This window comes from Nocardia sp. No.11 (assembly GCF_038752175.1).
Taxonomy (GTDB): Bacteria; Actinomycetota; Actinomycetes; order Mycobacteriales; family Mycobacteriaceae; genus Nocardia; species Nocardia canadensis.
Window position 1 is genome coordinate 1 of sequence record NZ_JBCGFB010000112.1, and the last position, 20,110, is coordinate 20,110.

Here is a 20,110-nt window from a genome sequence, read left to right on the forward strand (position 1 = left end):
CGAGGGCGCGGCCCGGCTGGCGCTGGCCGCGGGAGAGCGGCCCGCCGTGCTGCCGCTGTCGCCCGCGCAGCAGCGCATGTGGTTCCTCAACCGGTTCGATCCCGAGTCGGCCGGATACAACGTGCCGATCGCGGTGCGGCTCAGCGGAGCCCTCGATGTGGACGCGCTCGCCGCGGCCGTCGGCGATCTCGTCGAGCGCCACGAAGTGCTGCGCACCTACTACCCCGAGACCGCCGACGGCCCGGTGCAGGAGATCCTGTCCGCCGCCGAGGCCGGTGTCGCCCTGCGGGTCCGTGAGATCGCGGCCGATCAGGTCGTCGCTGCGGTCACCGCACTGGCTGCCACCACCTTCGACGTGACGGCGGGGGTGCCCTGGCAGGTCGTGCTGTACCGGCTCACCGCCGGACAGTCCACCGACGGTGACCCTGCGGGCGTCTCGGCTGCCGCGTCCTCGCAGGAGGCGGTGCTGGCCCTGGTCGTGCACCACATCAGCGCGGACGGCTCGTCCGTCCCGCCGCTGGTGCGCGATCTGATGACCGCCTACCTGGCGCGCCGCGACGGCGCCGCCCCCCGGTGGACGCCGCTGCCGGTGCAGTACGCCGATTACGCGCTGTGGCAGCGCGCGGTCCTCGGCGACGAAGCCGACCCCACCTCGGTGGCCGCCCGCCAGCTCGACTTCTGGCGCGGCGAACTCGCCGATCTCCCCGACGAACTCGCCCTTCCGCTGGACCGGCCGCGCCCGGCCGTGCGCACCCTCGCCGGCGGCACGGTGCCGGTGACGCTGGACGCCGCCACCCACGCCCGGCTGACCGAGCTGGCCAGGGACGCGGGCGCGACCCTGTTCATGGTCGTGCACACCGCGTTCGCGGCCCTGCTCGGTCGGCTCAGCGGCAGTGCCGACATCACCGTCGGCACACCTGTGGCCGGGCGCGGTGAGGCCGCGCTGGAAGACCTGATCGGCATGTTCGTCAACACCCTGGTCTTCCGCACCCGCCTGGTGCCGGGGGAGACCTTCGGTCAGCTGCTGGCCCGCCAGCGCGCCACCGACCTCGCCGTGTACGCCAACGCCGACGTGCCGTTCGAGCGGCTCGTCGAGGTGCTCGACCCGGCCCGCTCCACCGCCAGGCACCCGCTGTTCCAGGTGGGCTTGTCGTTCCAGAACTTCGAGCGCGCCGAACTGGCCCTGCCCGGAATCACGGTGTCCGCGCTGGACACCGACAGCGCGCTGTCCCAATTCGACCTGCACCTGATCGTCAGCGACGACTACGCCGCCGACGGCGCCGCCGCCGGTGTCACGGGCGTGCTCACCTACGCCGACGACGTCATCGACCCCGAGACCGCCGCGGCGATCGCGGCCCGGCTGCAACGGCTGCTCACCGCCGTCGCCGCGGCGCCGCACACACCGCTGGACGGTATCGATGTGCTCGAGCCCGCCGAGCGGACCCGCATCCTCACCGAGTGGAACGCCACCGCGCACGAGATCGACCGCACCGCGACCCTGCTCACCCCGTTCCGCGACCGCGCACGCGAGACGCCCGGAGCGACCGCGCTCGTGTCCGAGGACACCGAACTGACCTACGCCGAGCTCGACGCCCGGGTCAATCGCCTCGCCCGCCACCTCGTCGCCGAGGGCATCGGCCCCGATGTGCTGGTGGCCCTGGCCATGCGGCGCTCGATCGATCTCGTCGTCGCCATGTACGCGGTGCTCACCGCCGGCGGCGCGTACGTCCCCGTCGACCCGGATCACCCGGCCGAGCGCATCGCCCAGGTGCTCGACACCGCCCGCCCGCACCTGGTGCTCACCACCGCGCGCGACTACTTCGACCGGCAGTCGTCGACGGGCACCGGCATCGCCGCCATGGCCTCGCCCGCGCCCCGGATCGTCGTCGTCGACACCGTCGACACCTCCGTCCACGCGGCGGACCCGGTCGCCGAGTCCGAACTCCGGGCGCCCCTGCGGGATTCGAACCTCGCCTACGTCCTGTTCACCTCCGGCTCGACCGGCAGACCCAAGGGCGTGGCGATGAGTCACGCGGGCGTGCGCAACCAGATCGCGTGGCTCAACGCGCGATACCGGATCGACCGCGACGACGTGTACCTGCAGAAGTCCGCCGCCGGGTTCGACCTGTCGGTGTGGGGCTTCTTCGCCCCGCTGGCCGCCGGTGCCACGCTGGTGCTGGCCACCGCCGACGGGCATCGCGACCCGCTGTACCTGGCCGACCTCGTCGCCGCGCGCGCGATCACCGTCGCCGACTTCGTGCCGTCGATGCTGGCGATGTTCGCCGCGCACGCCGACGCGCGCCAGCTGGCGAGCCTGCGGCTGGTGTTCGCGATCGGCGAGGCGCTCACCCCGGACACGGTGGCGGCGCTGAGCGCGAAATCTACCGCGGCCGTGCACAACCTGTACGGACCCACCGAGGCCGCCGTCTCGGTCACCGCCTGGCCCGCCGACGGCGCGACCGGGCAGACCGTGCCGATCGGGGTGCCCGAGTGGAACACCCGGGTCTACGTCCTCGACGAACGCCTGCGGCCGGTCGCCCCCGGCGTCGCCGGTGAGTTGTACCTGGCGGGCGAGCAGCTGGCGCGGGGCTACCTCGGGCGTCCCGACCTCTCCGCCGACCGGTTCGTCGCCGACCCGTTCGGCGCGGCGGGCGAGCGCATGTACCGCACCGGCGATCTGGTGCGCTGGAATCGTGACGGGGTCCTGATCTACCTGGCGCGCATCGACTTCCAGGTGAAGTTCCGTGGCCAGCGCATCGAGCTCGGCGACATCGAGACCGCGCTGGGCGGCCTGCCGCAGGTCAGCCAGGCCGCGGCGGTGGTGTCGGCGAGCCCGACCGGCGACCGGCTCGTCGGCTACGCGGTGCCGGTACCCGGCGCCGAACTCGATCCCGCGCAGCTGCGTTCGGCCCTGGCGGCGGTGCTGCCGTCCTACATGGTGCCGTCGGTGATCGTCGTGCTCGACGCGTTCCCGCTCAACACCTCCGGCAAGCTCGACCGCAAGGCCCTGCCCGCACCGGAATTCGTGGCCAGGCCGTTCCGGGCCCCGGTCACCCCGGCCCAGCGCGCGGTCGCCGAGGTCTTCGGCGAGGTGCTCGGCCGCGACCGGGTCGGTCTCGACGACGACTTCTTCGAGCTCGGCGGCAACTCGCTCATCGCCACCAGGGTCGCCGCCCGCCTCGGCGCGGCCCTGTCGACCCGGGTACCGGTGCGCACACTGTTCGAGGCGACCACCGTCGCCGACCTGGCCGAGGCGCTCGCCGGCCGGATGGGCAGCGGCGCGGGCATCGCGCTGAGCGCTGCCCGCCGCCCGCACCGGATCCCGCTCTCGGCGGCCCAGCAGCGCATGTGGCTGCTCAACCGCCTCGATCCGGCGTCGGCGGCCTACAACATCCCGATCGCGGTGCGGCTGCGTGGCGAGGTGGACGCGGCGGCGCTGGCCGCCGCCGTCGCCGACGTGCTGGACCGCCACGAGGTGCTGCGCACCGCGTACCCGGCGATCGACGGCATCGGCCATCAGGCGGTGTGGCAGTTCGTGCCGACCCCGGTCGTGGAGACCGTCGACCCGATCGCCGTGCCCGCGATGGTGGCCGCGGAGATCGGCCGCGGTTTCGACGTCACCGTCGCGCCGCCGGTCCGCGTGCGCGTGCTGCGCTGCGCGCCCGACGAGGTCGTGCTGGTCGTGGTGATCCACCACATCAGCGCCGACGGCTTCTCCGCCGGACCGCTGCTGCGCGACACCACCGCCGCCTACCTGGCCCGCCGCGCGGGCACCGACCCCGGCTGGGCGCCGCTCGAGGTCCAGTACGCGGACTACACGCTGTGGCAGCGCGAGGTGCTGGGCAGCGAGGACGACCCCGAGTCGCTCGCCGCCGAGCAGGTGCGGTTCTGGCGCGACGAGCTGGCCGGGCTGCCCGGGCTGCTCGACCTGCCCACCGACCGGCCACGACCCGCGGTCGCCTCGCAGCGGGGCGCGAGCGTGGACACCGTGGTGGCGCCGCAGATCTGGCAGCGGGTCGGGCAGCTGGCCCGGCGCGCCGACGCCAGCGCGTTCATGGTCGCCCACGCGGCGCTGGCCGCCCTGCTGGCCCGGCTCAGCGGCACCGGTGACATCGCCATCGGCACCCCCGTCGCGGGTCGCGGCGAGGCCGCGCTCGACGATCTGGTCGGCATGTTCGTCAACACCCTGGTGCTGCGGACCGCCGTCGACCCGGCCGCATCGTTCACCGACCTGCTGGACCGGGCCCGCCGCGTGGACCTCGCCGCGTTCGAGCACGCCGACGTGCCGTTCGAACGACTCGTCGACGTGCTCGACCCGGTCCGCTCCACCGCGCACAGCCCGCTGTTCCAGGTGATGCTCGCCTTCCAGAACCTGGACGCCGCGCCCACCGAGGTCAGCCTGCCCGACCTCACCGTGACCGGGCTCGATACCGACACCGCCGTCGCCAAGTTCGACCTGGACCTGGTACTCGCCGACACCGCCGACGGCGGCTGCGCGGTGAGTCTCACCTACGCGACCGACCTGTTCGACGCCGCCACCGCGACCCGCATCGTCGACGGCTATGTGCGGGTCCTCGACGCCGTCACCGCCGACCCGGCCGGCCCGATCGGCGAGGTCGACCTGCTCACCGACGCCGATCGGAGCCTGCTCGAAACCTGGTGTGACACCGCGCATCCGGTGGCGGCCGAGGTGCTGCCGGTCGCGTTCGACCGGCAGGCCGCCGCGACGCCGGCCGCGATCGCGCTCACCGACGGCGACGTCTCGCTCACCTACGCCGAGTTCGCGGCCCGGGTGAACCGGCTGGCCCGCCACCTCGTCGACCAGGGCGTCGGGCCGGACACGGCGGTCGCCGTCGCCGCGCGCCGCTCGCCCGACCTGCTGGTCGCGGTGCACGCCGTGCTCGCCGCAGGCGGCACCTACGTGCCGATCGACCCCGATCATCCGGCCGAGCGGATCACCCGAGTCCTGCGGATCGCGCAGCCGGTGTGCGTGCTCACCACCGCCCGCGATCGCGCCGACCTGCCGGTCATCGCCGCGCCGGTGGGGGTCGACGTGGTGGTGGCCGACACGGTCGACCTCACCGGTTACCCGGCCGGGCCGCTCACCGACGCCGAGCGGGTGCAGCCGCTGCTGCCCGAGCACACCGCGTACGTGATCTTCACGTCCGGATCCACCGGCCTGCCCAAGGGCGTCGGGGTGCCGCACCGCGCCATCGTCAACCAGCTCGACTGGCTGGCCGCCGAATTCGGGTTCGCCGCGGGCGACACGGTGCTGCACAAGACGCCGGTCACCTTCGACGCCTCGATCTGGGAACTGCTGCTGCCGCCACGCGTCGGCGCCCGCACGGTCCTCGCCCGTCCCGGCGGACACGGCGATCCCGGCTACCTGGCCGACCTGATCGCCGAGCACGCCATCGACACCGTGCAGTTCGCACCGACCCTGCTCGCGGCCTACCTGGCCGAATCGGCGGCACGGCCGTCGGCGGCCGACCCGGTACGCAACGGCGTTGCGGGCCAAGCACTTCCGTCGACCGAAGACACCCGACCGGTCGCCGGTGGCGGAGCTGTGACGGTGCCCGTCGGTGTTCCGGCGGGTCTGCGGCGGGTGTTCGCCGGTGGCGAGATCCTGCCCGCGGCACTGGCCCAACGGGCCCGCGAGGTGACCGGCGCGCAGGTGATCAACCTGTACGGGCCGACGGAAACCGCCGTGCAGGTCAGCACCCACGTGGTGGGCGACGCCGACACGGTGACGGTGCCGATCGGCGCGCCGGTGCGGAACACCGGGCTCCACATCCTCGACGCGCGCCTGCGGCCGGTGCCGCCGGGTGTGACCGGCGAACTGTACGTCGGCGGTGCGCAACTCGCGCACGGCTACGTCGGCGCGGCCGGGCTCACCGCCGAGCGGTTCGTGCCCGACCCGTTCGCCGGGCCCGGCGAGCGGATGTACCGGACCGGCGACCTCGTCCGCCTGCGGACCGGCGACAACGGTGCGGCCGTCCTCGACTACGTGGGTCGCGGCGACCTCCAGGTCAAGCTCAACGGCCAGCGTCTCGAACTCGGCGAGGTGGAAGCCGCGCTGCTGCACCAGCCCGGCGTCGCGCAGGCCGCGGCGACCGTGGTGGCGGGGGCGGGCGCGGACCGGCTCGTCGGCTACGTCGTCGCGGAATCATCCGGGGCACAGGGCGATCCGCTCGACCCGGCCGCGGTACGCGCGGCACTGGCCGCGGAGCTGCCCGGGTACCTGGTGCCCGCGGTGGTCGTCGTCCTCGACGCGTTCCCGGTCAACACCTCCGGCAAGCTCGACCGCGCCGCCCTGCCACGGCCGCAGCTGCGCCAGGCCGCCTACCGTGGCCCGGTCACCGAGACCGAACGGCTCGTCGCCGCGGAATTCGCCCGGGTCCTCGACCTGGACCGGATCGGCATGGACGACAACTTCTTCGACCTCGGTGGCAACTCGCTGACCGCGGTGCAGCTGTCCTCGCGGCTGAGCGCGGCGCTCGACGTCGCGGTGCCGGTCGCATGGTTCTTCACCGACCCGACACCCGCCGTGGTCGTGGAACGGCTCCGCGCCCGGGACGACGCGGCCGACGACGCGTTCGCGGTGCTGCTGCCACTGCGCGCGCACGGCACCGGCGCACCGCTGTTCTGCATCCATCCCGTGGGCGGGGTGTCCTGGTCCTTCGCCGGCCTGACCCGTCATCTCGACCCCGAGCGCCCGATCTACGGTCTGCAGTCGCCCGCCCTCACCGCGGACGAACCGCTGCCCGACAGCATCGACGCCTGGGCCCAGCGCTATGTCACGGCCATCCGCGACGTCCAGCCCGAGGGGCCCTACCACCTGCTCGGCTGGTCGCTGGGCGGCCTGCTCGCGCACGCCGTCGCCACCCGGTTGCAGGCCGAGGGCGCCGAGGTCGCGCGGCTGGCGATGATGGACAGCTGGCTCCGGGACGGACCGGAGCAGACACCGCTGCCGACCGTCGGCGACCTGCTCGGCGGCCTCGCCGGCGACGAATTCGACGTGACCTTCGACGCCGACGGCCTGGCCGCCGCGGCCGCCGACCTCGGCGGACCGCTGGCCGCGCTGGACCGGACCCGACTGGCCCGCATCATCGACGCCGCCACGGCCTCGATGACGATGGTCGACGCCTACCGGCCCGAGCGCTTCGACGGCGACCTGGTCTACTTCGCCGCCACCGTCGACGACCCCACCGGCGCGCGCGGCGCGGCGAGCTGGGCCGGCGTCATCGGCGGCGCGGTGCACCGGTACGGGATCGACGCCACCCACTGGGCGATGGCGAGCGAGGCCGCACTGGCCGCGATCGCCGCCGTGCTCGACGGCGCCGGGCCCACGGACGGCGGCGTCGACGCGGCGAGGGCCGATGCGCGAGCGGGGGTGCGGGGCGCATAGAATCGCGGAGCCGGCCGTCGAGCCTGCTGCCTGATCACCGAGGCATCCGCGCACGTCGCCAGCACCCTGTTCGAGAGGTCGAGAAGCCATGTCAGTACAGCCGTCCGGTGGGATCGGGTGACGAAGCCACAGTTGACCGAGTCGACCGAAACCACTGACGACGTCTCCACCGCCGGTGGTGTGCGCCGCACCGTGCTCCCGGGTGGGCTGCGCGTAGTGACCGAGCACGTGCCCGGCGTGCGCTCGGCCTCCATCGGAGTGTGGGTCGGCGTCGGCTCGCGCGACGAAGGGCCCACCGTGGCCGGCGCGGCGCACTTCCTCGAACACCTGCTGTTCAAGGCGACGCCCACCCGCTCGGCGCTCGACATCGCCCAGACCATGGACGCCGTCGGCGGCGAACTCAACGCGTTCACGGCCAAGGAACAGACCTGCTATTACGCCCACGTCATCGACGAGGACCTGCCGCTGGCCGTGGAACTGGTCTCCGACGTGGTGCTCAACGGCCTGTGCCGGGCTGTCGACGTCGACGTGGAGCGGCAGGTGGTGCTCGAGGAGATCGCCATGCGCGACGACGATCCCGAGGACCTGGTCGCCGACTCCTTCCTCACCGCGCTGTTCGGCGACCACCCGATCGGGCGCCCGGTGATCGGCACCGTCGAATCCATCGAGGGCATGCAGGCCGCCCAGTTGCGCGGGTTCCACCAGCGCCGCTACCGGCCGGACCGGATGGTCGTCGCGGTGGCGGGCAATGTCGACCACGACCGCACCGTCGAACTGGTGCACCGCGCGTTCGGGCCGCGCCTGGACGCCACCGCCGAACCGGCGCCGCGCCGCGAGGGCAAGTTCCGCGCGCAGACCGCACCCAGCCTGGTCCGGATCAACCGCGACAGCGAACAGACCCACCTGGTCTTCGGCGTGCGCGCGTTCGGCAGGCACGAGGGACAGCAGCGCTGGCCGCTGTCGGTGCTCAACACCATCGTCGGCGGCGGCCTGAGTTCGCGGCTGTTCCAGCGCATCCGGGAGGAACGCGGCCTGGCGTACTCGGTGTACTCGAGCGTCGACACCTTCGCCGACACCGGCGCGTTCTCGGTCTACCTCGGCTGCCAGCCCGAAAACCTCGCCCAGGTCACGACATTGGCGCGCGACGTGCTCGTCGACGTGGCCACCAACGGGGTCACCGACGCCGAATGCGCCCGCGCCAAGGGCTCGTTGCGCGGCGGGCTGGTCCTCGGCCTCGAGGACTCCGCCTCGCGGATGAACCGCATCGGCCGCAGCGAACTGAGCTACGGCAACCACCGCAGCGTCTCGGCCACCCTCGCGCGCATCGACGCCGTGACCACCGACGAGGTCAACGCCATCGCTCGCACCCTGCTCGCCCGCCCCTACGGCGCGGCAGTCGCGGGCCCCTACCAGCGCACCCGCGATCTGCCCGCCGCGGTTCGCAAACTCGTCGACCACTGACCCACGCCCCGCCGCCCGTGGGTGCCGTAGCGGTCACCGACCCGGGTCAGTCCCGTGCCGCCTGGTTGGCGGCGTCGACGATGGCTGGCAGCAGACCGGGGACCGCGTCCTCGACGGCGTCGGTGCGCAGACGCTGATAGGTCTGGCCGTCGATGGTCAGGCGCTCGATCAGGCCCGCCTCGCGCAGGATCTTGAAATGGTGGGTCGCGGTGGATTTGTTGATCGCGTCGTAGAGCGCCGAGCAGCGGACCGGGGTACCCGCGTTGGCCATGCGGCGAACCATCTCCAGGCGGACCGGATCGTGCAAGGCGCTCAGCACAGTGGGGAGCCCGGCGACCGGCAGGGTCGGCGCCGGGGGGAGACCGTTAGCCTGTGTCATGATCTACCTCACTCGGGGGTTTGATACTCATCATACTAGGCGTAGGGTCTACGTCGTTCGATGGTGATCAAACTCTGCTGATAGGGGCTGCCATGGTGGCGTCGACGATCGCTCCGGTCGAGTCGGGGAAGCGGTGGGCCTACGGGCTGGTCCTCGCGGCGAGCGCGGTGGCGCTCGGTGTCTCCGGCGCGCCCGCGCCGCTCTACGGCATCTATCAGACCGAGTGGCACCTCTCACCGCTCACCACCACCATGGTGTTCGCCGTGTACGCGGTGGCCGCCCTCGGCGCGGTGCTGGTCTCGGGCCGGATCTCGGATGTGGTCGGCCGCAAGCCGGTGATGGTGGCCGCGTTCGCGACCATGATCCTGGGCCTGGTGGTGTTCCTGCTCGCCGACTCCGTGCCGATGCTGTTGCTGGCCAGGGCATTACACGGCGCCGCGGTCGGCGCGACCGTGGTCGCGGGCGCCGCGGCCCTGCTGGACCTGCGGCCCACGCACGGCGCGCGGTCCGGTCAGCTCAGCGGAGTGGCGTTCAATGTCGGAATCGCGGTCGCGGTGCTGGGCACCGCGGTGCTCGCGCAGTACGCGCCCTCGCCGCTGCGCACGCCCTACGTGGTGATCGCGGTGATCTGCCTGGCCGCGGGCGCGGGCATCCTGGCGGTGAGCGAGCCGCACACGGCCCGGGTGAAGTCGCGGATCACGATCGCGAAACCCGCTGTCCCGCACGAGATCAGGGCCGACTTCTGGTTCTCCGCGATCGGCGTGATGGCGGCCTGGTCGGTGCTGGGTGTGCTGCTGTCGCTGTATCCGTCACTGGCCGCGGCCGAGACCGGCGTGCACAACCTGGTGTTCGGCGGCGTCGTCGTCGCGAGCACCGCGCTCGCCGCCGCGCTGGCACAGCTGTTCGCCTCGCGGATTCCGGCGCGCCGGGCCGCCGTCATCGGCGACCTCGGCATGGCCGCCGCGCTGCTGGCCACCATCCCGGCCCTGGCCACCAAGCAGCCCGCCGTCGTCGTGCTCGCCGGGCTGGTGCTCGGTGCCACCTTCGGTCTGGGCTTCGGTGGTTCACTGCGGCATCTGTCGGAAGTCGTTCCGCCCCACCGCCGGGGCGAGACCATGTCGGCCTACTACCTGCTGGCCTACTCCGCGATGGCGTTGCCGACCCTGGCCGCGGGCTGGGCTGCCACCACCTGGGGCCTGTCGACGGTCTTCCCGTGGTTCATCGTGCTCGTCTCGGTGGCCTGCGTGCTGGCCGCGCTGCTCGGGCTCCGGGGAACCCGAGCAGCGCGAGTGAACTAGGCGGGCCAGCCGCCGTAGGGCACGGTGATCAATTCCATGAAGTGGCCGTTGGGGTCGAGGAAATAGACCCCGCGGCCACCGTCGTTGTGATTGATCTCGTTGACCCCGTGTTGCATCGGGTCGGCCCAATGATCCATTCCGTAGCGCTGGATCTTGGCATAGGCAGCATCGAACTCGGATTCCGAGACGAGGAATGCGTAATGCTGCGGCTGGATTTCGGAAACATGCGGCGGCACCTTCGCGAAATCGAAGGTGACGCCGTTGGCGACGGGGATCGGAATGAACGGACCCCACTCTTTTCCTATGTCCAACCCGAGGAGATCCGCCCAGAATTCGGCGGTTTCCCGATTATCGCGACATCCGACAATGGTGTGATTGAACTGTACTGGCAGTGGATTTCTCCTTGTTCGTGATGGCGCCGACCCTGGGCACGGTACGAGGCGGCCGACAGGAGCACCATCACCGCGAACGAGATTAGCCACCGATCCCGGATCGTGCAATGGCCGCGCGGGGTAGCGTCGCGCACATGAGGATTCGTGGAGCCGTCCTGGAACGCATCGCCGCGCCCGCGCCGTTCGCCGAGTCGCAGCCGATCACCGTGTGCGATCTCGAGCTGGCCGCGCCGGGCCCCGGGGAACTGCTGGTCCGGATCGAGGCGGCCGGACTGTGCCACTCCGATCTGTCGGTGGTCGACGGCAATCGGGTACGGCCGGTGCCGATGCTCCTCGGACACGAGGCAGCCGGGGTGATCGAGGCGCTGGGCGACGGAGTCGCCGATGTGGCGGTGGGGCAGCGGGTCGTGATGACGTTCCTGCCGCGCTGCGGCGAGTGCGCCGGCTGCGCGAGCAACGGCCGCACCCCGTGCGCGCCGGGCAGCGTCGCCAACAACGCGGGTGAGCTGCTCGGCGGGGGCCGCAGGCTACGCCGCGACGGCGCCGAAGTGCACCACCACCTGGGCGTGTCCGGTTTCGCCACGCACGCCGTCGTCGACCGGCGCTCGGTGGTCCCGGTCGACGCCGACGTGCCACCCGAGGTGGCCGCGGTGCTCGGCTGCGCGGTGCTCACCGGCGGCGGCGCGCTGCTCAATGCCGCGCAGCCGGGCCGGGGTGACCGGATCATGGTCGTCGGGCTCGGCGGCGTCGGCATGGCGGCGGTGCTCGTCGCGGTCTCGCTCGGTCTCGGCGAGGTGATCGCCGTCGACACCGTGCCCGAAAAACTTGCGCTGGCAAAGGAATTCGGTGCTGACGCGGCGTTCACGCCGGGCGAGATCGCCGCGGGCGGTGTGCAGGCGGAGGTGGTGGTCGAGGCCGCGGGCAATGTGCGCGCCTTCGAGACCGCCGTCGCCGCCACGGCGCCCGGTGGCGTCACGGTGACGGTCGGCCTGCCCGCTCCCGACGCCACCGCGACGATCTCGCCGCTGGCCCTCGTCGCGCAGGGGCGCACCATCGTCGGCAGCTATCTCGGCTCGGCTGTGCCCGAGCGCGACATCCCCGAATACGTGCGCCGGTGGCGGGCCGGCACCCTCCCGCTGGAACGCCTCGTCTCCGCCCGGATCGGGCTCGACCAGGTCAACGCGGCGATGGACGAACTCGCGGCGGGCGCGGCACTGCGCCAGGTGATCGTGTTCGACTGACCTCGCCGCCGGGTCACCCGTCGCTGCTCGATAGGCTTGCCGGTAAGGGTGAAGCGAGACACGAGGAGATACGGGTGACCATTCGGGTCGGAGTGCTCGGAGCACGCGGCAAGGTCGGACAGGCCATCTGCGCGGCCGTGGAGGCGGCGGCCGATCTGGAGCTGGTCGCCCAGGTCGACAAGGGTGACGCGCTGGAGACGTTCACCGAGACCGGCACCCAGGTGGTCGTCGATTTCACCCATCCCGACGTGGTGATGGGGAACCTGAAGTTCCTGATCGAGAACGGGATCCACGCCGTGGTCGGCACCACCGGCTTCGACGAGGTGCGCCTGGCCGAGGTCCGGGGCCAGCTGGCGCAGCGTCCCGAGGTCGGCGTGCTGATCGCGCCGAACTTCGCGATCGGCGCGGTGCTGTCGATGCGGTTCGCCGAGCAGGCGGCGCGGTTCTTCGAGTCGGTCGAGGTCATCGAGCTGCACCACCCGAACAAGGCCGACGCGCCCTCGGGCACCGCCTACCGCACCGCCGGGCTGATCGCCGCGGCTCGCGCCGAGGCGGGCGTCGGCCTGAGCCCCGATGCCACCACCACCGAGCTCGAGGGCGCCCGTGGCGCCGACGTCGACGGTGTGCGGGTGCATTCGGTGCGGCTGGCCGGCCTCGTCGCGCACCAGGAGGTGCTGTTCGGCACCCAGGGCGAGACGCTGACCATCCGCCACGACTCCATCGACCGCAACTCCTTCGCGCCCGGCGTGCTGCTCGGGGTGCGCGAGATCGCCGGGCGGCCGGGGCTGACGGTCGGGCTCGACCCGTTCCTGGATCTGTGAACGCGTCCGAACCCGCCGCGTGGCGACCTGATCGTCAGGTCGTGAAAATCGTCGCGCTGGTGGCTTTCCTGGTGCTGGCGCTGATCTACTACTTCGTGCGCCTCGGCGGGCTGGCCATCGCCTACATCGCCGACGGCGGGTTCGCGGGGATCGCGATCGGCATCGGCATGCTGCTGCTGCCGATCGTCGGCGTGTGGATCGTGTGGGCGACGCTGCAGGCCGCACTCGCCCACCAGCACCTGGCCCGGCGGATCGACGAGGAGGGCCTCGAGGTCGACACCTCGGAGCTGCCCCGACGGCCCTCCGGCCGCATCGAGCGCGACGCCGCCGACGCGCTGTTCGCGCGGATCAAGACCGAATGGGAGGCCGACCCGGACAACTGGCGCTCCTCCTACCGGCTCGCCCGCGCCTCCGACTACGCGGGCGACCGCACCCGCGCCCGCGAGACCATGCGCCGCGCGGTCGCCCTGGAAAAGCTGGAACGCGAGGAATAGCCCGTGGCCCGGTTGCTGCTCGTCCACCACACCCCGTCGCCGTACACCCAGGCGATGTTCGAAGCGGTCCTCGCCGGCGCCACCGATCCCGAGATCGAGGGTGTGGAGGTGGTGCGCCGCGCCGCCCTGGCGGTCACCGCCGTCGACGTCCTCGAGGCCGACGGCTATCTGCTCGGCACCCCCGCCAACCTCGGCTACATGAGCGGCGCGCTCAAGCACGCCTTCGACACCGTCTACTACCCCTGCCTGGACTCGACTAGGGGTCGGCCGTTCGGCCTCTACGTCCACGGCAACGAGGGCACCGAAGGCGCCGAGAAAGGCGTCACCGCCATCACCACCGGCCTCGGCTGGGTGAAGGCGGCCGACTACGTGGTGGTGTCGGGCGCACCGACCAAACCCGACCTCGAGGCGTGCTGGAATCTCGGTGCGACGGTCGCGGCGCAGTTGATGGCCTGAGCCGGCGCGCTCCCCACCGTCGAACCCCCGAGGCCGGTGAGCAGTCGGTGGGGACGCCGTGGCCGCATCGGCTGAGGCCGCGTACCCCCGCGACGTGGGCGGATCGGCGTGGCCCCGAATTCTGGTGGGCTGACAGTCGGCGGTCCGATGCGGTAGAACTCGACACCGACGGGTCGCGGGCTGGCCGCGGATGGGTGTTCGAGATGGGGAGTGGTCGGTGAGCGAGTTGCAGCAGACTCCGGCGGTACGGCGGATCGGACTGGTCGAGGACCACGAGTCCGTCGCGATCGGGCTGGCGGCCATGCTCGGGCCCGAACCCGATCTGGACCTGGTCGCGACCGCCGATACCGTGGCCGGGCTGCTTGCCGCCGACGACGCCCTCGACCTGGTCGTGCTCGACCTGCGCCTACCCGACGGCTCGACGCCCGAGGACAACGTCACCACGCTGCGCGAACGCGGCATCGAGGTACTGGTGTTCACCGGTGCCGACAACGCGTTCCTGGTGCGTTCGGCGGCCAAGGCGGGCGTGCTCGGGGTGCTGCGCAAGTCCGAGAGCGTGGCGACCGTGGTCGCGGCGGTGCGCCGGGCCGCCTCCGGGGAACAGGTCGTCACCACCGACTGGGCCGCCGCGATCGACGGCGATCCGCAGCTGTCCGACGTCGGGCTCAGCCCGCGTCAGGAGGAAGTGCTCATGCTGTACGCCTCGGGGGAGAAGGCGTCGCGGGTGGCCCGGCTGACCGGCCTGTCCGAGCAGACCGTCAACGACTATCTCGGCCGCATCCGGCAGAAATACGCGGACGCGGGCAGGCCCGCCCCGACCAAGACCGACCTGTACAAACGGGCCGTCGAGGACGGCTGGCTGCCCGTGCCGGAACGTCAGCAGCGCACGTGACCGCCACCGCGGTCCGCCCGGCAGCCGGGCCCGTCGCGGTGGACACCGAGCTCTCCCGGGCGGCGACCGATCAGATCCTGCGCCGGCTCGGCGTCGTCATCGGCGTCGGCGCGATCATCGTGATGACCCTCGAACTACCCGCCGTGCTGATCCAGCCGATCAACCGCTCGGTGTGGCCCGAGGTGCACCTGGTTGCCGCGTACCTGTTCTTCGCGCCGCTGGCGATCGTGTCGGCGCGCGGGCCGGTCACCGCGATCCGCCGGGTCGCCGCGGCGGCCGCGATCTGCTATCTGGTGGCCACCGTGACGACGCCGCTGGTGTATTCGGTGGTGACGGTCGGATCGTTCGCGTCGTGGCCGTATCGCGGGCTGGTCCTCGGGGTGATGGCCGGCGGTCTGGCCTGGTCGGTGCGCACCGCCTCGTGCTTCGCGGCGGTGCTGGCCGTGGCCACCAGCGCGTCCAATGCCGCGGTGGTGCCGGACAGTTCGGCGTGGGCGCTGTTCGGCGACGTCACCAGGGCGCTCGGGGTGGCCGCGCTGTTCCTGTGGTGCGTGGTCTACGCGCGCACCGCCGCCGAGCGGGTCGACAGGGAGGCCGTCCGGCAGCGCTCACGCGCGGCGACAGTCGCCGCGACGGCGGCCCGGGAACGCGAGGCCGCCCGCTTCGCCGCGCTCATCCACGACGCGGTGCTGTCGACCCTGCTGGAGGCATCGCGCACGACGGGCTCCACCGCGGCGCTGTCCGCGCAGGCGACCCGCACCCTCGACCAGCTCGAACAGGCGCGCAGCGCACCGGAAATCGATCATCTCGACGCCGCCGCGGCGGTGGAGTTCCTGCGCGCCGCGGTGCGCGAGGTCGATCCCGACGTGCCGGTCCAGGCGGCGCGACGCGGCGCGGATCTGTGCCTGCCGCTGGAATCGGCGCAGGTGCTGGGCGCGGCGCTGAGCGAGGCCGTGCGCAACAGCGTGCGCCACGCCGACGTGGCGGGCAGGCGGGTGCGTCGCGAGGTGGCCGTCACCGTGGCCACCGGCGGCATCAAGGTGGTGCTCTCCGACGACGGCGCCGGCTTCGACCCGGCCCGGGTGCCCGCCGACCGGATGGGCATCGCCGGCAGCATCCTGGGCCGGATGCGCACGCTGCCGGGCGGGGCGGCCTTCGTCGAGTCGGCCCCCGGCACCGGCACCGTGGTGACCCTGGTGTGGGGCAGCCATGGCTGAGCGGGACCTGCCCTTCGGCATGCGCGACCTGTTCGGCCTCAGCGACGGCATGGCCTGGCTGTTCGTGGTGATCTTCGAAGCCACCATCGTCATGTACCTGCGGGTGAACTTCGACATCGTCCCACCGATCCCGGCCGCCGTCGCGCTGGTGCTGATGGCCGTGGCCGCGCTGGTCGTGCTGGTCTTCCCGGTGGATCCGCTGCCGTGGCCCGCCACCGCCTACGTCGCCTGCGCGGGACCGGCCGCGATGGCGCTGACGGTGCCGTGGATCGAGAATCCCACGGGGTTCTCGCATCAGCTGTGGACCGCCTACCCGACCTCGTATCTGCTGGCGATGCTGGTGCTGCGCGGGCGGATCCTGTCGGCCTGGCTCGGTGTCGCGGCCGCCGCGACGGTGCTCGTCACGATGGGGGTGTTCACCACCTGGCATCCGGAGACTGTGGTGCGGGCGCTGACCCCGGTCGCCACCGTCGGCGTGGTGACGGTGTTCATGGCGATCGTGCGGCCCACCCAGCGCTCGCTGCGGGAATTGCGCGGCCAGGCCAACCGGCGCGCGGCCACCGAGGCGGCACTGGCCGCGGCGGGCGCCGAACGCGACCGGCAGCTGACCCGCCTGGACCTGCTCGCCCGGCCGATACTGGCGCGTATCGCCGAGGGCGCCCATCTCACCGACGACGAACGCGAACAGTGCCGACTGCTCGAGGCCGAACTGCGCGACGGACTGCGTGCGCCCGAACTGGTCACCGAACAGCTCAGCGCCGCCGCGCGCGCGGCTCGCGCGCGCGGCGTGGAGGTCACCCTGCTCGACGACGGTGGCTTCCGCGGCGTGCCGACCTGGGTGCGCCACAACGTCATCGATGCCGCGGTCGAGGCCCTCGACAGCGCCGAGGAGGGCACGGTCACGGTGCGGGTGCTGCCGATCGGGCGGCGCTGGGTGGCGACCGTGCTGGCCGCCGCCGCGGCCGGTGACCGGCGCACCGAGATCGACACCGCGGGCGTCGTACGGGTCTCCACCTGAGCCGCGCTCACCTGTCGTACCCCTGTGTCAGGCTGAGGGAATGCAGCGGATGAATGCGGCGACGGCCCGGCGGATCGCGCTGGCCGCGCAGGGTTTCGGCAAACGTCGCCCGGCCAACCCGAACCGGCGCTCCGTCCTCGACGTCGTCGCCAGAACCCGTCTGCTGCAATTGGATTCGGTCTCGGCGGTGGTGCGCGCGCACTACGCGCCGGTGTTCAGCCGGATCGGTCCCTACGACCGCACGCTGCTGGAGAAGGCGGCATGGAGCGACAGCCCGCGGGCCCGGCGCGGCCTGGTCGAGTACTGGGCGCACGAGGCGGCGCTCATCCCGGTCGCGGACTGGCCGCTGCTGCGCTGGCGGATGGCCGAGTACCGGCACGGGCGCTGGTCGGGCATGCGCAAGGTCATCGAACGAAATCCGACCCTGGGCAAGGACATTCTCGATGTCGTCACCGAGGTCGGCGCGGCCAGCGCGGGCGAGATCGAACGTCATCTGGAGCTGGACAAACCGCGCCCCAAGGGCACCTGGTGGAATCTGAGCGATACCAAGATGGTGTGCGAGCAGCTCTTCGCCGCCGGCGAGCTGTCCATCGCGCGCCGGGCCGGGTTCACCCGCCAGTACGACCTGACCGAACGCGTCGTTCCGGCCGATGTCCTGGACCGCGAGATCGGCGAGGACGAGGCCGTCCGCGAGCTGCTGCGCCGGTCCGCCCGCGCGCTCGGCATCGGCACCGAGCCCGACCTGCGCGACTACTACCGCCTGAACCGGCGCCAGAGCGCCCCCGCCATCGCCGATCTCGTCGACGCGGGCGAGTTGATTCCGGTCGACGTCGACGGCTGGGACGCGCCCGCCTACCTGCATCCGGAGGCGAGCACCCCGCGCCGGATCACCGGCGCCGCCCTGCTGTGCCCGTTCGACCCGCTGATCTTCTTCCGCCCACGCACGCAGCGGATCTTCGACTTCCACTACCGCATCGAGATCTACACGCCGGAACCCCAACGGGTGCACGGCTATTACGTCTTCCCGTTCCTGCTCGACGGTGCGCTCGTCGGCCGGGTCGACCTGCGCGCCGAGCGGGGCAGCGGCAGGCTGCTCGCGCCCGGCGCGTTCGCCGAACCGGGCTACGCGACGGCCGAGACCGCGCACGCGTTGCGCGGCGCGCTGCGGGAGATGGCCGACTGGCTCGAACTCGACGACGTCGTCATCGGCGAGCGCGGCGACCTGGCCCCGCTGCTGTGACCGGCTACCAGCCCTTCGGGCCCTGGCCGCGCATCTGATCGCGCAGTGTGTTGGTGACCGCGCCCGAGAGCCAGGAGTTCAGCGACTGCCCGTTCTGCGCCGCCGCCTCCTCGGCCTTGGACTTGAGCTGCTCGACCAGGCGCAGGGTGACGCGGCTGATGTCACCGGTCATCTCCTCGAAGGTCGGCGGTTCCTCCGCGCCCGACGGCGTGTTCTTGCGCACGTCGGCCACCGCGTCGGTGCCGTCGAGGCGGACGTGCACGGTGCGGTCGCCGAGTTCGGTGCTGATCTCCGCGGCCAGCTCCGACAGTGCCGACAGCAACACGAGCCTGCTCGAACTCTCCACCGCGGCGGCCAGTGCGGCGGCGGTGGCCTGCGTTTTCTCGTCGCCGAGTGCGGCGGCGGCGATCAGTTCCTCGCGCAGCCGCGCGGTGTGAGCGTTCAGATCCATGACATCAGTGTGGCGTCATATCTGACATCACGCAAGGATGGTCGTGATGTCACCCCGGACGGGGGGTGACGGCGAAAAACACCCACCGGCAGCCGGATCGGCCGCTAGGGTGTCGAGGCTCATCTGGCGACCGGGTAGCCTTTCTGACCATGACGAACGGTGAATCGACGCCAACGGAGCTGCACGCGTCCGGCACGGTAGGTGTCGCGATGGTGACCCCCTTCAGCGCTGCGGGCAAGCTCGACGTCGATGCCGGTGTTGCTCTGGCCGCGCGCCTGGTGGACCGCGGCGTCGATCTGCTGGCCATCTCGGGGACCACCGGTGAGTCGCCGACCACCACCGAGACCGAGAAGGCCGAGCTGCTGCGCGCCGTCGTCGACGCGGTCGGCGATCGCGCCACCGTGATCGCGGGCGCGGGCACCTACGACACCGCCCACTCGATCGAACTGGCGCGCGCCGCCGAGAACGCCGGCGCGCACGGCCTGCTCGTGGTGACCCCGTACTACTCGCGCCCCACGCAGGAGGGCCTGCTCGCGCACTTCACCGCGGTCGCCGACGCCACCTCGCTGCCGGTGACCCTCTACGACATTCCACCGCGGTCGATCGTGCCGATCGCCATCGACACGATCCGCCGCCTCGCCGACCATCCGAACATCGTCGCGGTGAAGGACGCCAAGGGTGACCTGGTCTCCGGCGCCGATCTCATCGCGACCACCGGTCTGGCGTTCTACTCCGGCGACGACGGCCTCAACCTGCCCTGGCTCTCGGTCGGCGCCACCGGATTCATCAGCGTCATCGGGCACGTCGTGCCCGAACGCCTGCGCGAGATCCACCAGGCCTACACAGCCGGTGACGTGGCCAGGGCCAGAGAGATCAACGCGACACTGTTGCCGCTGTTCGCGGCCATGACCCGCCTGGGAGGTGTGGCGATGTGCAAGGGAGCTCTTCGATTGCTCGGTGTCGATGTGGGGGAACCCCGGTTGCCCCAGCTGATGCCGACGCAGGCGCAGCTCGACGCGCTGGCGCTGGATCTGCAGGCCGCGGGGGTGTCGGCATGACCGAACCCGCCGCTCGCAAGCCGCGTCGCCGGTCCGCCTCTCGCGCCGCCGGCGCGCCCGAACCCACCCCGGTCGAGCAGGTCGCGCCGCCGAAGCAGGCCGCCCCGGCCACCGAGCCGGTCGCCGAGATCGTCGCCGAGGCGAACCTGGTCGGTGATGCCGAGGTGGGCACCGATCTGATCAGCGTCGCCGAGGAGCAGGCCACCGCGCCGAAGAAGGCGACCTCGCGCCGCGCCAAGAGCAAGCCCGCCGCCGAGCAGGCCCCGCAGCAGCAGTCCCGTGGC

General features: G+C 72.2%; 15 protein-coding genes and 1 pseudogene. 13 read left to right on the forward strand and 3 right to left on the reverse strand.

Annotation, left to right across the window (positions count from 1 at the left end; all coding sequences use genetic code 11):
- Positions 1-46: 46 nt before the first annotated feature.
- Together V8688_RS25395 and V8688_RS25400 are read left to right on the forward strand one after the other, a co-directional pair.
- Positions 47-7,408 (forward strand): amino acid adenylation domain-containing protein, encoded by a 7,362-nt coding sequence (locus tag V8688_RS25395; protein WP_342801849.1) that lies wholly within the window; start codon positions 47-49, stop codon positions 7,406-7,408.
- 132 nt (positions 7,409-7,540) lie between these two features.
- Positions 7,541-8,869: a pitrilysin family protein gene (locus tag V8688_RS25400; RefSeq protein ID WP_342801850.1), complete on the forward strand. Its 1,329-nt coding sequence runs from the start codon at positions 7,541-7,543 to the stop codon at positions 8,867-8,869.
- 46 nt (positions 8,870-8,915) lie between these two features.
- Here V8688_RS25400 and V8688_RS25405 read toward each other — a convergent pair whose 3' ends face one another.
- Positions 8,916-9,248 carry a helix-turn-helix transcriptional regulator gene (locus tag V8688_RS25405; protein WP_218717776.1) on the reverse strand — a complete coding sequence of 111 codons (333 nt, stop codon included), beginning with the start codon at positions 9,246-9,248 and terminating at the stop codon, positions 8,916-8,918.
- 92 nt (positions 9,249-9,340) lie between these two features.
- Here V8688_RS25405 and V8688_RS25410 point away from each other — a divergent pair, with 92 nt between their 5' ends.
- Positions 9,341-10,546, forward strand: coding sequence for an MFS transporter (locus tag V8688_RS25410; RefSeq protein WP_218717777.1), 1,206 nt, complete (start codon positions 9,341-9,343; stop codon positions 10,544-10,546).
- Here the strand turns inward: V8688_RS25410 and V8688_RS25415 are convergent.
- Positions 10,543-10,938, reverse strand: coding sequence for a VOC family protein (locus V8688_RS25415; protein ID WP_316576334.1), 396 nt, complete (start codon positions 10,936-10,938; stop codon positions 10,543-10,545). The two genes, V8688_RS25410 and V8688_RS25415, sit on opposite strands and share 4 nt — an antisense overlap.
- 134 nt (positions 10,939-11,072) lie before the next feature.
- On the opposite strand from V8688_RS25415, the gene V8688_RS25420 reads away from it, so the two are divergent.
- From V8688_RS25420 to V8688_RS25455, 8 genes are all read left to right on the forward strand, one after another.
- Complete coding sequence (locus V8688_RS25420; protein ID WP_342801851.1) at positions 11,073-12,179, forward strand: alcohol dehydrogenase catalytic domain-containing protein; 1,107 nt, start codon at positions 11,073-11,075, stop codon at positions 12,177-12,179.
- Between the two features lie 74 nt (positions 12,180-12,253).
- Complete coding sequence (gene dapB, locus V8688_RS25425; RefSeq protein WP_218717779.1) at positions 12,254-13,000, forward strand: 4-hydroxy-tetrahydrodipicolinate reductase; 747 nt, start codon at positions 12,254-12,256, stop codon at positions 12,998-13,000.
- Positions 12,997-13,494, forward strand: coding sequence for a hypothetical protein (locus V8688_RS25430; protein WP_342801852.1), 498 nt, complete (start codon positions 12,997-12,999; stop codon positions 13,492-13,494). The genes dapB and V8688_RS25430 overlap by 4 nt, the downstream gene beginning before the upstream one ends.
- Positions 13,495-13,497: 3 nt before the next feature.
- Complete coding sequence (locus V8688_RS25435) at positions 13,498-13,950, forward strand: NAD(P)H-dependent oxidoreductase (RefSeq protein ID WP_342801853.1); 453 nt, start codon at positions 13,498-13,500, stop codon at positions 13,948-13,950.
- A 190-nt stretch (positions 13,951-14,140) separates the two neighbouring features.
- A complete protein-coding gene (locus V8688_RS25440) occupies positions 14,141-14,842 on the forward strand; it encodes a response regulator transcription factor (protein WP_218717782.1) in 702 nt (233 codons plus the stop codon).
- On the forward strand, positions 14,839-16,059 hold the full coding sequence (locus V8688_RS25445; protein WP_342801854.1) for an ATP-binding protein: 1,221 nt from the start codon (positions 14,839-14,841) through the stop codon (positions 16,057-16,059). Before V8688_RS25440 ends, V8688_RS25445 begins: the two co-directional genes overlap by 4 nt.
- A complete protein-coding gene (locus V8688_RS25450) occupies positions 16,052-17,077 on the forward strand; it encodes a hypothetical protein (RefSeq protein WP_218717784.1) in 1,026 nt (341 codons plus the stop codon). Before V8688_RS25445 ends, V8688_RS25450 begins: the two co-directional genes overlap by 8 nt.
- Before the next feature lie 40 nt (positions 17,078-17,117).
- Complete coding sequence (locus tag V8688_RS25455; protein ID WP_342801855.1) at positions 17,118-18,317, forward strand: crosslink repair DNA glycosylase YcaQ family protein; 1,200 nt, start codon at positions 17,118-17,120, stop codon at positions 18,315-18,317.
- 4 nt (positions 18,318-18,321) lie between these two features.
- Here the strand turns inward: V8688_RS25455 and V8688_RS25460 are convergent, their stop codons facing one another.
- The gene (locus V8688_RS25460) at positions 18,322-18,768 is read right to left on the reverse strand and encodes a toxin-antitoxin system HicB family antitoxin (RefSeq protein WP_218717786.1); all 447 of its coding nucleotides are present in this window, start codon (positions 18,766-18,768) and stop codon (positions 18,322-18,324) included.
- 149 nt (positions 18,769-18,917) lie between these two features.
- Here V8688_RS25460 and dapA point away from each other — a divergent pair, with 149 nt between their 5' ends.
- Together dapA and V8688_RS25470 are read left to right on the forward strand one after the other, a co-directional pair.
- Positions 18,918-19,826: a 4-hydroxy-tetrahydrodipicolinate synthase gene (gene dapA, locus V8688_RS25465; protein ID WP_218717787.1), complete on the forward strand. Its 909-nt coding sequence runs from the start codon at positions 18,918-18,920 to the stop codon at positions 19,824-19,826.
- Positions 19,823-20,110 (forward strand): annotated as a pseudogene (locus tag V8688_RS25470) (ribonuclease J); the annotation flags it as partial. The gene dapA and the pseudogene V8688_RS25470, both read left to right, overlap by 4 nt.